The organism is Burkholderia sp. PU8-34, assembly GCF_053427725.1.
In genome coordinates, this window is record NZ_JBSAXC010000002.1 from 625,604 (window position 1) to 638,820 (window position 13,217).

Annotated in this window: 11 protein-coding genes and 1 pseudogene; 9 read left to right on the forward strand and 3 right to left on the reverse strand. The window is 69.5% G+C overall.

Annotated elements, in window-relative coordinates; genetic code table 11:
* Window positions 1-55: 55 nt before the first annotated feature.
* The 5 genes and pseudogenes from ACV22Z_RS07545 to ACV22Z_RS07565 form a co-directional block, all read left to right on the forward strand.
* A pseudogene (locus ACV22Z_RS07545) lies at window positions 56-169 on the forward strand (TauD/TfdA family dioxygenase); the annotation flags it as partial.
* Window positions 166-1,017: an ABC transporter ATP-binding protein gene (locus tag ACV22Z_RS07550; RefSeq protein ID WP_448075687.1), complete on the forward strand. Its 852-nt coding sequence runs from the start codon at window positions 166-168 to the stop codon at window positions 1,015-1,017. The pseudogene ACV22Z_RS07545 and the gene ACV22Z_RS07550, both read left to right, overlap by 4 nt.
* The gene (gene fhuB / locus ACV22Z_RS07555) at window positions 1,014-3,119 is read left to right on the forward strand and encodes a Fe(3+)-hydroxamate ABC transporter permease FhuB (protein WP_448075688.1); all 2,106 of its coding nucleotides are present in this window, start codon (window positions 1,014-1,016) and stop codon (window positions 3,117-3,119) included. Before ACV22Z_RS07550 ends, fhuB begins: the two co-directional genes overlap by 4 nt.
* On the forward strand, window positions 3,116-3,916 hold the full coding sequence (gene fhuF / locus ACV22Z_RS07560) for a siderophore-iron reductase FhuF (protein ID WP_448075689.1): 801 nt from the start codon (window positions 3,116-3,118) through the stop codon (window positions 3,914-3,916). The genes fhuB and fhuF overlap by 4 nt, the downstream gene beginning before the upstream one ends.
* Window positions 3,913-5,001 carry an ABC transporter substrate-binding protein gene (locus tag ACV22Z_RS07565; protein WP_448075828.1) on the forward strand — a complete coding sequence of 363 codons (1,089 nt, stop codon included), beginning with the start codon at window positions 3,913-3,915 and terminating at the stop codon, window positions 4,999-5,001. The genes fhuF and ACV22Z_RS07565 overlap by 4 nt, the downstream gene beginning before the upstream one ends.
* A gap of 90 nt (window positions 5,002-5,091) precedes the next feature.
* Here the strand turns inward: ACV22Z_RS07565 and ACV22Z_RS07570 are convergent, their stop codons facing one another.
* Window positions 5,092-6,852, reverse strand: coding sequence for a cyclic peptide export ABC transporter (locus ACV22Z_RS07570; protein ID WP_448075690.1), 1,761 nt, complete (start codon window positions 6,850-6,852; stop codon window positions 5,092-5,094).
* Between the two features lie 350 nt (window positions 6,853-7,202).
* On the opposite strand from ACV22Z_RS07570, the gene ACV22Z_RS07575 reads away from it, so the two are divergent.
* From ACV22Z_RS07575 to ACV22Z_RS07590, 4 genes are all read left to right on the forward strand, one after another.
* The gene (locus ACV22Z_RS07575; protein ID WP_448075691.1) at window positions 7,203-7,352 is read left to right on the forward strand and encodes a hypothetical protein; all 150 of its coding nucleotides are present in this window, start codon (window positions 7,203-7,205) and stop codon (window positions 7,350-7,352) included.
* Window positions 7,353-7,397: 45 nt separating this feature from the next.
* Complete coding sequence (locus tag ACV22Z_RS07580; protein WP_448075692.1) at window positions 7,398-9,620, forward strand: TonB-dependent siderophore receptor; 2,223 nt, start codon at window positions 7,398-7,400, stop codon at window positions 9,618-9,620.
* A gap of 302 nt (window positions 9,621-9,922) precedes the next feature.
* A complete protein-coding gene (vapB, locus tag ACV22Z_RS07585; protein ID WP_448075829.1) occupies window positions 9,923-10,186 on the forward strand; it encodes a type II toxin-antitoxin system VapB family antitoxin in 264 nt (87 codons plus the stop codon).
* The gene (locus ACV22Z_RS07590; RefSeq protein ID WP_448075693.1) at window positions 10,183-10,599 is read left to right on the forward strand and encodes a PIN domain-containing protein; all 417 of its coding nucleotides are present in this window, start codon (window positions 10,183-10,185) and stop codon (window positions 10,597-10,599) included. The genes vapB and ACV22Z_RS07590 overlap by 4 nt, the downstream gene beginning before the upstream one ends.
* A gap of 144 nt (window positions 10,600-10,743) precedes the next feature.
* Here the strand turns inward: ACV22Z_RS07590 and ACV22Z_RS07595 are convergent, their stop codons facing one another.
* Complete coding sequence (locus ACV22Z_RS07595; protein WP_448075694.1) at window positions 10,744-11,637, reverse strand: nucleotidyl transferase AbiEii/AbiGii toxin family protein; 894 nt, start codon at window positions 11,635-11,637, stop codon at window positions 10,744-10,746.
* Window positions 11,606-12,670 carry a type IV toxin-antitoxin system AbiEi family antitoxin gene (locus ACV22Z_RS07600; RefSeq protein WP_448075830.1) on the reverse strand — a complete coding sequence of 355 codons (1,065 nt, stop codon included), beginning with the start codon at window positions 12,668-12,670 and terminating at the stop codon, window positions 11,606-11,608. Before ACV22Z_RS07600 ends, ACV22Z_RS07595 begins: the two co-directional genes overlap by 32 nt.
* Window positions 12,671-13,217: the final 547 nt, after the last annotated feature.

Below are 13,217 nucleotides of genomic sequence, written 5' to 3' on the forward strand. Positions count from 1 at the left end.
CGAACTTCGCCACACCTGAAGAGGACGTTGCATGACCCTGCTTTCGTTGCCGACGCTCGACGACATGCTGACCGCGCATGCGCGCGATCCGTTCGAAGGGCCGCGCATGTTCGTCGTCGCGATGGCGCAGTGCGTCAGCCCGGCACGCGACGGCACGGAGGCGCGATGACACCTTCCGCCGCACGCGCCGCGCTCGCTGCGCGCGGGCTGACGGTCGGCTATCGCGACCACGTCGTGCTCGACGGGCTCGACCTGTCGATCGCGGCCGGCCGCGTGACCGCGCTGTGCGGCCCGAACGGCTGCGGCAAGAGCACGCTGTTGCGCACGCTCGCGGGCCTGCAGCCAGCGCTTGCCGGCCACGTCGACGTCAACGGCCGGCCGCTCGCGTCGTTCAAGCGGCGCGCGCTCGCGCGCGAGCTGACGATGCTCGCGCAGTTCAACCAGATTCCGTCCGGGCTCACCGTGCGCGAGCTTGTCGCGTACGGGCGCTATGCGTACGGCGGCTTTCTGCGGGGCCTGTCGCGCGCGGACCACGGCGCGGTCGACGAGGCACTCGCGACGAGCGGGCTTGCCGGCGACGCGGGCCGCGACGTCGGCGCGCTGTCCGGCGGTGAACGGCAGCGTGCGTGGATCGCGATGGCGCTCGCGCAGCAGGCGCCGATCGTGCTGCTCGACGAGCCGACCACCTATCTCGACATCCATCACCAGATCGACATTCTCGACGCGCTGCGCGGCCTCAATCGCGCGCGCGGGCTGACGATCGTCTGGGTGCTGCACGACCTGAACCAGGCGGCTGCCTATAGCGACGAGATCGTGCTGATGCGTGCGGGCCGCGTCGTCGCGCAGGGCGCGCCCGACGCGATGCTCGATCCCGTGCGGCTGCGTGCGGCGTTCGGCGTCGAGATGCTGAAGCTCGCGCATCCGCAGACGGGCGCGCCGATGTGCGTGCCCGCGTATGGGCCTGCGCTCGACGATGCGCGGCACGCGGCCGCGTTCGACCGGGATCTCGCCGTATGACGACGCTCGCCATGCGCAGGCGCCGCGCGGCGCTCGCCGGCGGCAGGGGCGCGCAGGCGAGCCATGTCGGCGCGCTCGCGGCCGGCGTGCTGCTGTTGATCGCGTGCGTCGCGGCGCTGCGCGTCGCGCCGGACCTGCGCGCGTGGTGGAGCGCCGCGCCGGGCAGTGACGCGGCCGCGCTCGCGCGCGTGTTCCTGTTCGATCTGAACCTGCCGCGCGTCGCGGCGGCGCTCGTCGCGGGCGGCTGCCTCGGTGTCGCGGGCGCGCTGTTCCAGTCGCTCACGCGCAATCCGCTCGCATCGCCCGACCTGCTCGGCGTGACGGGCGGCGCGCAGCTCGGCCTGCTGGCCGCGATGCTCGTCCCGTCGCTCGCGGGCGTCGCGCCGGTGCCGCTGCTGTTCGTCTGCGGGCTGCTCGCGGCCGCCTGCGCGCTGCTCGCGGCCGGCGGCTGGCGCGCGACGCCGCTGCGGCTCGTGCTCGCGGGCAGCGTGTGCATGCTTATGTTCGCCGCGTTGTCCACGCTGCTGCTCGCGTTCTTCGAGCAGAACATCGCGGGCGCCGCGCTGTGGTCGAACGGCAGCCTCTATCAACCGGGTGCGGCGGGCCTGATGCTCGCGGCAAGCTGGCTCGTCGTGCCGCTCGCCGCGTTGCCGTTCGTGATCCGGCCGCTCGACCCGCTCGCGCTCGGCGACGACGCGGCAGCCGCGGCCGGCGTGCCCGTCGATGCGGCGCGACTCGCCGCGACGATTGTCGCGGTCGCGTTCACGAGCGTTGCGGTCAGCATCGCCGGGCCGCTGTCGTACGTCGGCCTCGTCGCGCCGAACCTGCTGCGCCAGGTGCGCGGCGCGCGGCCGTCGCGACTCGCCGCGCTGGTGCCGCTGTCGGCGCTCGCCGGCGGCGCGCTGGTGCTCGTGACCGACAGCGCGGTGCTCGCGTCGGGCCTCGATGCGACGCTGTCGACCGGCGTCGCGCTCGCGCTCGTCGGCACGCCGCTGATGCTCGCGATGATCCGGCGCGGCGCCGCGTGGGCCGGCGTGCTGCATGCGGGCCCCGAACGCGCGGCCGGCGGCGGTTCGACGCGCTTCGTCGCGTGGTTCGAGCGTGTGCGCTGGCCGCTGCGCACGGCGCTCGTCGTCGGCGCCGGTGCGCTCGTGCTGGCCGCAGGCGCGTCCGCCGGCCCGGCGTGGCCGACGTGGCTGACGCCCGCGCGCTGGCTCGCGGCGCTGTCGGGCGCCGATCCGGTCGCACGGATGCTGATCGACCTGCGCGTGCCGCGGCTCCTGTGCGCGCTGCTGGCCGGTGCGCTGCTCGCCGCGAGCGGCGTCGCGATGCAGAGCGTCGTGCGCAATCCGCTCGCGGGCCCGGAAGTGCTCGGCGTCACGCAAGGCGCGGCGCTCGTCACGCTGTTCGCGCTGACCAACTGGCCGCTCGCGGGGCATGGCGTGCTCGCGGGTGCGGCGCTGGCAGGCGGCGGCGTATCGCTCGCGATCACGCTCGGTCTCAATCACCGGCACCGCTATGCACCGCTCGCCGTCGCGCTGTCCGGGATCGTGATCGGCACGTTGTGGACGACGCTCGCGCAATGGCTGATCACGCAGCAAAGCGTGCAGCCGGCACGCTTCGTCGTGTGGCTCGTCGGCGGCACGTACGGCCGCAGCTGGGGCGAGGTCGCGATGCTCGTGCCGTGGTGCGTGCTTGCGGTGCCGGTATTCGCGCTGCTCGCGCAGCCGCTCGACATGCTCGCGCTCGGCGACGACCAGGCGGCCGCGCTCGGCCTGCCGGTCGCCGCGCTGCGGCCGCTCGCGCTCGTGGTCGCGACGCTCGCCGCGTGCGCGGCCGTCGCGGCGGTCGGGCCGGTCGGCTTCATCGGGTTGATGGCGCCGCACGTCGCGACGATGCTCGGCGCGCGTCGGCATCGCACGCGCCTGTGGCTCGCGGCTGCGTGCGGCGCGCTGATTCTCGGGCTCGCGGACATTGCGGCGCGCACGGCCGTCGCGCCGCGCGAGGTGCCGGCCGGCGTACTGACCGCGCTGATCGGTGCGCCATATCTGCTCGGACTGCTGATCGTCGAGGCGCGCCGCGCGCGGCGCGTGGGGCGATGATGCCGGCGGCGCTCGACGCGTGCGCGACGTGTTTTGCGTCCTTCGCGCCTGACGTGTTCGTGCCATATCTCGACACGGTATGGCTCGGCGTGCCGGACGACGCACGGATCCCCGGCGCGCACATCGTGCCGGTCGCCGCGCTGCCGGACCATCGCGACGCGCTGCTCGACGCGATGGTCCGCCATTACGGCGGCGATCCGGCCGTGCACACGCGCGCGCTGTTGTCGCAATGGAGCAAGTACTACTTCGGCCGGGTGGCGCCAGCGGGCGTCGTCGCGGCGCTGACGCTCGGCCGGCCTCTCGCGATGTCGCTCGAACAGACGTTCGTCGCGCTCGACGACGGGATGCCCGCCGCGCTGTATTTCGCACCGGACGCGCTCGGCGCGCCGTGCGACGACCCGGCAACGCGCCATGCGGGGCTCGTCTCGCATCTCGGCGCAGTGATCGAGTTGCTGGCCGCAATCGGCCGCGTCACGCCGCGCGTGCTGTCGAGCAATGCCGGCCATGTGCTCGATTATCTGCTCGACGCCTGCCGCACGCTGCCGTGCGCGGCCGATCCCGTGTGCGATGCCGCTTGGCTGTTCCGCGCGACGTGCGCGGATGGCGAAGCCAATCCGCTGCGCGCGCCGGTGCGCGACGCCACGCCGCGCTCACCGCTGCTGCCGACGCCGTTTCGCGTACGCCGCGTGTGCTGCCTCCGCTACGAAATCCCTGGAGAAACGCAACTGTGTGGAAGCTGCCCCTTGCTACTGACGATGGACGACGCGGCGCTGGCCGGGCAGGACGCGATCCGCTGACGCCGCCCGCGCGGCCCGGCCGGCGCCATGCGTTCGCGCAGCTCGCGGCGCTGGGCGCCGCCTGCTGCTGGCCACCCGGCGCGCCGGCTGCTGCGGGTCAGGCAGGTGCTGCAGACGATGTGCAGCACGGGCAGGGCAGGCTGGGCTGGCAGGGCGATAGCGCGTACCGTGACGGGCTTCCGGTGTCCGGCGTGTCGCTGGCCGGCAACCCGGTCGTCTCGCAGGCGAGCGCGGCGATGCCCGTGCGTCCGCAGCGCGTCGTCGCGCTCGAATTCATGTTCGCCGAAAGTCTCGCGGCGCTCGACATCACGCCGGTCGGGATGGTCGATACCGCGTTGTACCCGGGCTGGCTCGGCTACGACAACGCGCGGCTTGCACACGTGACCGACATCGGTTCGCGGCAGGAGCCTGGGCTCGAGGCGATCGCCGCTGTGAAGCCGGACCTGATCATCGGCGTCGGCTTCCGGCACGCACCGATCTTCGCGGCGCTCGACCGGATCGCGCCGACGATTCTGTTCCAGTTCAGCCCGAACGTGACCGCGGGCGGCGTGCCCGTGACCCAGCTCGACTGGACGCGGCAGATCTTCCGCACGATCGGCGCGGTGACGGGCCGCGACACCCGCGCGCGGGCGATCGAAGCGACGCTCGATGCGGGCCTCGCGCGCGATGCGGCGCGGCTTGCGGCGGCCGGACGGCGCGGCGAGCGCGTCGCGCTGCTGCAGGATCTCGGGCTGCCGGACCGCTACTGGGTCTATACGGGCAACAGCACGGCGGCGGGGCTGTCGCGCGTGCTCGGCCTCGACCTGTGGCCGAAGAAGCCGACCCGCGAGGGCACGCTCTACGTGACGTCGGCGGACCTGCTCGCGCAGCACAACCTCGCGGTGCTGTTCGTAACGGCGACCGGGATGGACACGCCGCTCGACGCGAAGCTCGATTCGCCGGTCTGGCGCTACGTGCCGGCCCGGCGCGACCACCGGATCGCGCTCGTCGAGCGCAACATCTGGGGCTTCGGCGGCCCGATGTCGGCGCTGAAGCTCGCCGACGTGATGACCGATACGTTGCTCGGGTTGCCGCCGGTGCGCTGACGCGCGGCGCGTGAACGATCGAAAACCTCGCTTCGTTCCCCGCTTCGCGTTCGTTTCGCGCGTCGGGCCGGGTTCACCGGCGCCCGCTCGTCACGCGTTCGCCACATCGACACGCTGCCGCGCCGGTGCCGTATCGCTGACGATGCGCCCGCTGTCGAGTTTCAGCAACCGATCGGCCAGATCGAAATACCGGTCGTCATGCGTGATCACGACCACCGCCTTGCCGCGTGCACGCAGCTCGGGCAGCAACTGCTCATAGAACACGGCCTTGAAGGCCGGATCCTGGTCGGCCGCCCATTCGTCGAACAGGTAGCACGGCCGATCCTCGAGGTACGCGACGACGAGCGCGAGCCGCTTGCGCTGCCCGGTCGACAGCGCGCGGGTCGAGAACGCGCCGTCGATCACCTGCACCTTGTGGTCGAGCGCAAGCTTCGCGACGAGCGCATTCGCGCGCGCATCGGCCTGCGCGCGTGCCGGATGGTCGGGATCGACGATTCCGAGCAACGCATCGAACAGGTGGAAATCGCTGAACACCGCGCTGAAGCGCTGCCGGTACGCGGCACGTTCGCGCGAGCCGATCGGGCGTCCGTCGACCTCGATCATGCCTTCCTCGGGCTCGTAGAGCCCCGTCAGCACCTTCGCAAGCGTGGTCTTGCCGCTGCCGTTGCCGCCGACGATGAACACGAGCTCGCCCGGATTGAGCGTCAGGTCGATCGGCCCGATGCGGAACATCCGCTCGTCGCGCTCGTGGAAATACGCATGCGTGACGCCGCGCAGCGCGACCGTGCCTGCGGGTGCCACATCCGGCGACCAGTCCGGCGCAGGGTTCGCGGGCGGCACCGTGCGCGGCGCGCCGAACTCGGCCATCGCGTCCTCGATGCGCGCGAGCGACACGCGCGCCACATTGACGGTCGGCAGGTTGTTCAGCAGGCCGTCGAGCGGCACCAGCATGAACAGGAACACGACGACGTAGCCGGCCGCGGCGGCCGGGTCTGCCTGCAAGCCGAGCCGCGGCCAGAACGCGGCCACCCCGAGGAACGTATAGAACAGGAAGATGATCCAGCCGACGCCGACCGCATACGCGCTGAACGCGCGGCGGCGGTGGTTGCGCACCTCGCCGATCGCCGCGCCGAGCTGGCCGTCGACAAACTGGCGCGCGCGCGCGTCGTGCAGCTTCAGTTCCTTCGCGCCGGAGAACAACGCGCCGAGATAGCCGAACAGCCTGTCCTGCGCACGGCCGGCCGCTTCGAGCGACGCGATCGCGCGGCGGTCGCCCGCGTGGTAGCCGAGCGAGCCCGCGACGATCGCCGCGAGCGCGAGCACGCACACGAGCCAAGACAGCCACGCGAGATAGCCGAGGCAGCCGAACACGATTGACCCGTGCATCACGAGATTCGGCAGCGCGAAGAACAGCATCGACACGTTGGTCGCGTCGTCGGTCAGCACCGACTGCACGGGGGCTGCGCCGATGCGCTCGATGTCGCGCAGCTCGGCGGCGCCGACGCGCCGCGCGAGGTGGGCGCGCAATCGCGCCATCGTGTCCTGTGACAGCCGCGCGAACAGCACGCCCGACACGATCCGCGTAACGAGTGCGACCACCGCGCACAGTGCAAAGCGCCATGCGAGCGCGGCGTCGGCGGCGACCGGCTGCGCGAGCGTGCGGTTCAGCGTCGCGACGAGCAGCACGCTCGCGACGCCGTTCAGCACGCACGCGACGAGCGCGAGCGCAAGTGCGGCGCGGCTTTCGCGCAGCAACGCGAGGATCAGGCGGGCGGCCGGGCGCCCGGGCGGGGCGGTATCGGCGGCAGGCCGGCGGGACGGCGGGGGAGAAGACTCGTGGGCGGCTGTCATCGGCAACGTTGGGGAATGAAAAGACGGCAGGGAAAGCGAAAAACAAGCGGGCAACAAGTGGGCAACAGCGGGAAGCACGCGAACGCGATGCGCGCGAGGCCTTCCTGCCGAATAGACGAATGGGCTTCGCAAATATTTAGCGGCACGCGGCAACCGGGTAGCGCGCGGATTGAACGCGAAACGGTAAAAAATCGGCCGCGCCGTTCGTCACACCCATGAAGCCGCCCAGCGCGGCGCGGTGACCTGGCCGAAGCGGCCGGACCCGAAGGACTTCACGCCCATGACGAGATTCCCGGCTGCGTTGCATCACCGAATCCGCGATCTCGCGCGCCGCGCGCGTCGACTGGATCGTGCGTGACGCGAACCTGCGGCACGGCATTGTCGACGCGGCGGGCCGTGCGGCACGCGATGCGCCGTTCGCGCACGCGTTCGACGACTGCGTCGCGCCGGCCACACAAGACAACGGGGCGAGCACCGGCCGGCTGGCCGTGGCTCTTTGACAAAGGCGCGGTCGGGAGACCGCCAAACAATTGGAGCAACGAAAGATGGAGTGGGGAGCAGGTACACGTCGAGGCACGCGTCGAGGTACGTGCCCGCGTGCGATCGCCGCCGCGGTGAGCGTGGCATTCTGCGCGGCGGCGGGCCATGCAATGGCCCAGGCGGCACCGGACTCGGCGGGCCGGGCGAACACCGGCGCGCAGGCCGACGGCACGCTGCCGGCGATCAGCGTCAACGCGGCGTCGGAAGGCAACGGTACGGTCGGTCTCGTCGCACGCCGCAGCACGACCGGCACGAAAACCGACACGCCGATCAACGAGATTCCGCAGACGATCAACGTCGTGACTGCGCAGCAGATCGAAATGACGGGCGCGACCGACGTGAATCAGGCGCTGCGCTACGTGCCGGGATTCTCGTCGTTCGGCTCGGACAACCGCTCCGACTGGTATGCGGCGCTGCGCGGCTTCACGCCGACGGCGTATGCGAACGGCCTGCAGGTGCCGAATACGATCAACCTCGCGAGCTGGCGCGTCGATCCGTACGTGATCGACAGCATCACCGTGCTGCGCGGGCCGACGTCGGTGCTGTACGGCGCGGGCGACCCGGGCGCGATCGTCGACGTGCAGACGAAGACGGCCGACGGCGAGCGCGTGCGCGAAGCAGGCGTCGAGATCGGCAACTACGCGCGCAAGCAGTTCATGTTCGACATCGGCGACAAGCTCGATGCGGACGGCAGGTATGCGTACCGGTTCGTCGGCGTCGCGCGCGACGGCAACGCGCTGACGGGCCCGAACAACGACCAGCGCGTCGCGCTCGCGCCATCGTTTCGCTGGCGGCCGAACGCGGACACGTCGCTGACGGTGTCGGCGACCTACCTGCAGGACTGGGGCGACATCTCGTCGAACTTCCTGCCCGCGCAGGGCACGGTGCTGCCGAATCCGAACGGGCAGCTCGATCACGACGTGTATTCGGGCGACCCGAACTTCAACTACTACCGCAAGAAGCAGTGGTCGCTCGGCTATCAGTTCGAGCGCAACCTGAATTCGATGTGGACGGTGCGCCAGAACGTCCGCTGGATGCATCTGTCGCTCGACAACGGCTCGGTGTTCGGCAATGGCCTCGTCGGCGGCGGCACGACCGACATCTCGCGCTGGGCCGGCGTGTTCCAGATGAACTACAGCCGCTTCGACATCGACAACAATGCGCAGGCGCGCTTCGGCACGGGCCCGCTCGAGCATATGCTGCTGCTCGGCTTCCAGTACAACCGGCAGACGGCGACCGACAGCGAATGGCTCGCGGCGGCGCCGGTGCTGAACATCTACAACCCCGTCTACACACCCGTCACGACGGCCGTATTCTCGGATCCACGCACCACGATCCGCACGAACACGTACACGACGATGAACACGTTCGGCGTGTACGTACAGGACCAGGTGAAGTGGAACCGCTGGACGCTAACGCTCGGCGGCGGCGAGGACTGGGTGAACCTGCGGCAGGACGACCGCGAGGCGGGCACGCAGTCGAAGGCGGACGTCAGTGCGTTCACCGGACGCGTCGGCCTCACGTACCAGGGCGACTACGGGCTGTCGCCGTACATCAGCTACGCGACGTCGTTCAATCCGCTGATCGGCGTGAAGATGTTCGGCGGCGGCCTGCCGCAGCCGACGCGCGGCAAGCAGGTCGAACTGGGCCTGCGCTGGCAGCCGCCCGGCAAGAACCTGATGCTGAACGCGGCGATCTACCAGATCAACCAGACCAACGTGCTCACGCCGACGCCGTCGAATCTCGACGATACGAACACGACGTCGGTGCAGACGGGCGAGGTGCGCTCGCGCGGGATCGAGCTGAGCGCGACCGGCAAGGTCACGCCGAACCTGTCGATCATCGCGTCGTACGTGTACCAGGACGTGAAGAACGTGACGGCGAACGACGCGTCGCTGAACAATTGGCCGGTCGACATTCCGCGTCCGCGCCAGATGGCGTCGCTGTGGGCCGACTGGACGTGGCACACGGGGCCGCTCGCGGGCTTCGGGCTCGGCGGCGGCGTCCGCTATCAAAGCGCGTCGGCCGGCGCGCCGGACAATTCGCTGACGGTGTCGAGCTATACGCTGTTCGACGCAGCGATCCATTACGACGTGCGCAACTGGCGTTTCGCGCTGAATGCGACGAACCTGTTCGACCGCCACTACATCAGCGGCTGTCAGTCGTCGTCCGTCTGCATGTTCGGCAACGAACGCACCGTGGTCGCGACCGCGAAATACAACTGGTGACGGTTTGCACCGTGGTGCGTGTGCCGGCCGGCGCGGCTTGCACACGCGGGCCGCGGTTTCACAACGTTCCCTCTGCCGTAACGGGGCGGTCGATGCGCATTCGTTGGCCATTCGGTCGATGGACTGGAAGCGGAACTGCAGGAAAAATGGGGCTCATCATCCGAACGACGGCCAACGGCGACCCGATGGAAAAGAACCTGCTCGCGACACACTGGCGCACGGCACTCCAGCCCCGCACGCCAACATTGACATATGCAAACATATGTTTAGAATGGGTGCATCGTTTCTCCCCGGGGTGGATCATGCGCACTGTTTCCATTTTCAAGAATGCTCGCAATCAGGCGATTCGCATCCCGAAGGACATGGAGTTCGAAGGGGTGACCGAACTCGAGATCCGTCGCGAGGGCGACACGCTGCTGCTGCGCCCCGTGCGTCCCAGCTGGATGTCGTATGCAAGCGAACCGCTGGCGGATGCCGATTTCCTCGTCGAGCGCACGGACGTCGTCGAGTCCGGCCGCTTCGACCTGTCCGGCGCCGATGATGCGCCAACGGAGTCCGGCCGGTGACGAAGCTCTACATGCTCGACACGAACATCTGTTCGTTCATCATGCGGGAACGGCCGCCGGAAGTCCTGTCCCGGCTGCAGGCGTGCGTCGGCGCGCAGCATCGGATCGTCGTGTCGGCCATCACGTACGCGGAGATGCGCTTCGGCACGATCGGCAGGAAGGCGTCGCCGAAGCACGCCGATCTCGTTTCCGCGTTCGTCGCTCGGCTCGACGGCGTGCTGCCGTGGGACACGGCGGCGATCGACGCGACGACTGCCGTTCGCGCCGAGCTTGCCGCGCGCGGCACACCAATCGGCGCCAACGATGCGTCGATCGCGGGACATGCAATCGCGGCCGGCGCCGTGCTGGTGACGAACAACACGCGCGAATTCAGCCGCGTCGGCGGCTTGTCGTTCGAAGACTGGGCGGCCTGAGCGCGGCATACTTGACGGGTGCCGGCCCGTACGTCGACTCCGCGGATCCGGGCATCCGGCGGTGCGACGGGCCCGATGTGACGGGATGCGATGGGTGCAGCGGACGGTCATGCATACGCCGATCGCAGCGTGTCGTCGCACCGGCTATTTCAAATCGGCCAGGAATTCGTTTCTGAACGCCTCGAGGTAGCGGGCCGGTTCGTCGGCGAATTCGCCGAGCAGCAACGCGGATGCGCGCGCGAGCAAATCCTGGCCGAGCGTTGCATAAGTGGCCGCGTCGGCAAGCAGCGCACGAACGGCGTCGTGCGTTTCGGGCAATGCAATCCGCTTCGCATCGCGTGCGAGCAACGCGGCGGCGGCCAGTTCCGGCTCGAACGCGTGCGCTTCGAGCAGGTCGGGCGCGACGTCCCAGATCCGCTCGCGGTTGCCCGCGTCGTGAAAATGCGTGAGCAGGAACAGCAGATCGTATGCGTCGCTGTTCTGGCGCGCGCGCCGGTCTCTCCACGCAAGAAGCTTGAGCAGCGCGAGCGCCGGCAGGCTCGCGACCGGCACGTCGAAACGGTCGCCGACAGTTACGGCGATCGCTGTGTCGACCGCCTCCCGGAAGCCGAGCACGTTCAGCACGAACTCGCCATCGGGCGGCCACGCGATCGCGCCGGCCGGCGCTTCGAGCGGACCGAACGGCACGAGATCCAGTTCCGTGCGAAAGCCGCCGGTTTCGCCGGTAAAGAGGAACTTCTGCTGCGCCTTCGGCACCGGCGAGAATCGGCCGGTTGCGACAAGCGCGTCGACGAGACGGTCATGTGAGGTCCAGCTCACCGCGCACGCGGCGATATCCACGTCGCGCGTCGCGCGCACCGCCCGAATGCCGTGTACGTGCCACATCAGGATGTCGCGGGCAGTCGCGCCGGCCACCACGAATTGCGTGTCGACGCGTGTGCAGGCCGCCTCGATGTGCCGGAGCATCGCGACCGTCGAAGGTTCGAGCGGCCGGTCCGTGCCGACTTCAAGCACGAGGTTGCGCGAGATATTGGTCATGGATCGTTGCGGCGGCGGAGAGATTGCGGCTGTCGCCTGTCGCGACCAGATCCGCATAAACGAGCAGCGGCGGCACGAGCGGGACGTCCTGCACGCGCCATTCGAGTGTCGGCGACGGCGCCCAGAATGCTTCGAGGATCTCGACGTCGCCGAGCTCGTCCGGACGCAGGCGAGCCTGGAGCAGGAAGCGGTTCGGGACGGCGCCGTGCGTGTAGATCGTGACCGCGGCGGGCTTCAGGTCGTGCGTCAGCAGGTCGGCGGCCGGCTCGCCGCCGAGCCGCGCGTCGAATGCCGAGAAGTCGAACTCGCGCCACCAGTCGGGCGTGAGACCGGAGAACCGGCGGCTTGGCAATTTCGCGCGCAGGCGGCTCGGGTAGAGCGCCACCCATTCCTGCACGAAACGCGTCCAGTCGGCGATTACGCGTTCCCCGTTGCGGCGCTGCCCGACGAGGCCGCGTGCGGCGAGATCGTCCATCGCGAGGTTGACCGTACCGAGCGCGACGCCCGACGCTTCCGCGATCGCGCGGTAAGGGCGCGCGACGAGGCCCGGCCGGGTCGCCAGCGCGAACATGATGCGCATCCCTTTCGGCGTCGTCGCGCGGGCAGTCGGCAGCCGTTGCACGCCCGATGCGCGTGCCGGCTTTGGCCGGCCCGTGATCATCACGAAGGCTTCCGGCCGGTTCAGGTACGCATTGCCGGCCGCATCGAGAAACGGAATGTCGTGCTCGATCAGGCGCGCGGCGAGATCGGCGGACACGTGCCGCGTGACCAGCATGAGCGCAGGCGCGGCGGCGTCGCGCCGAAGCCGCGCGAGGATGCCCTGGACCGATGAGGCGTGCAGCGAAACGGCCGCCGGCATGTCGAACCGGTGGCCAGGCAGCGTGAAGCGGACGACGCCGTCGGCGTGCCCTTTGAGCGCGGCGGGGATGCGGATCGATTTCGCGTCGAAGCGTTGCGTTGCGCGCTCGAAGGCGGCACAGGCTTCGTCGAGCACGTGCTGCTCTGACAGCGGGAAGTTGGCGGTGTCGGACATGACGCCTCGCTTGTACACTTTTCTGTCAGCGTACACAAAAAATGAACGAACGTCAAAAAATGAACAATATTTACTTAAAGCATTGATATTGAACGATTTGATTGTCGCGGTGTTCAATGCCTCACTCCCGAAGCAAGCGTGGATGGATCGATCGGCGACGCGTGCTCGCCGCAGCTGGTCGCAACTGCGCGACACGACGCCCGCCCGTCAATCCTGCCAGCGTGCCGGGCGATCCGGAATCGGCCGGATGGCCAACTCTCCCGATCGTCATGATCCGATCGCGCGACACGCTCGGGGCTCGACGGAGCGCTCGACGACCGGCAACCATCGGTTGCCGAGACCACGACTCTTCGTCTATCCGGTTGCTGCTCGAGCGGCTATGCTTGCCCGCACATTCCCCGCAAAGACACCGGACCGGAGCAAGTGCCAAAGCACCCACTCCGGCCGACCGCGAAACTTGGGACCCGAGTAAGCGCTAAAGCGCCAACTCGGGTCGACCGCGAAGCATGGGACCCGAGTAAGCGCTAAAGCGCCAACTCGGGTCGAC

Excerpts from the sequence above, each read along its gene's own strand:
- ACV22Z_RS07550 (WP_448075687.1), top strand. The coding sequence starts at position 166 with ATGACACCTTCCGCCGCACGCGCCGCGCTCGCTGCGCGCGGGCTGACG.
- fhuB (WP_448075688.1), top strand. The coding sequence starts at position 1,014 with ATGACGACGCTCGCCATGCGCAGGCGCCGCGCGGCGCTCGCCGGCGGC.
- fhuF (WP_448075689.1), top strand. The coding sequence starts at position 3,116 with ATGATGCCGGCGGCGCTCGACGCGTGCGCGACGTGTTTTGCGTCCTTC.
- ACV22Z_RS07570 (WP_448075690.1), bottom strand. The coding sequence starts at position 6,852 with ATGACAGCCGCCCACGAGTCTTCTCCCCCGCCGTCCCGCCGGCCTGCC.
- ACV22Z_RS07580 (WP_448075692.1), top strand. The coding sequence starts at position 7,398 with ATGGAGTGGGGAGCAGGTACACGTCGAGGCACGCGTCGAGGTACGTGC.
- vapB (WP_448075829.1), top strand. The coding sequence starts at position 9,923 with ATGCGCACTGTTTCCATTTTCAAGAATGCTCGCAATCAGGCGATTCGC.
- ACV22Z_RS07595 (WP_448075694.1), bottom strand. The coding sequence starts at position 11,637 with ATGACCAATATCTCGCGCAACCTCGTGCTTGAAGTCGGCACGGACCGG.
- ACV22Z_RS07600 (WP_448075830.1), bottom strand. The coding sequence starts at position 12,670 with ATGTCCGACACCGCCAACTTCCCGCTGTCAGAGCAGCACGTGCTCGAC.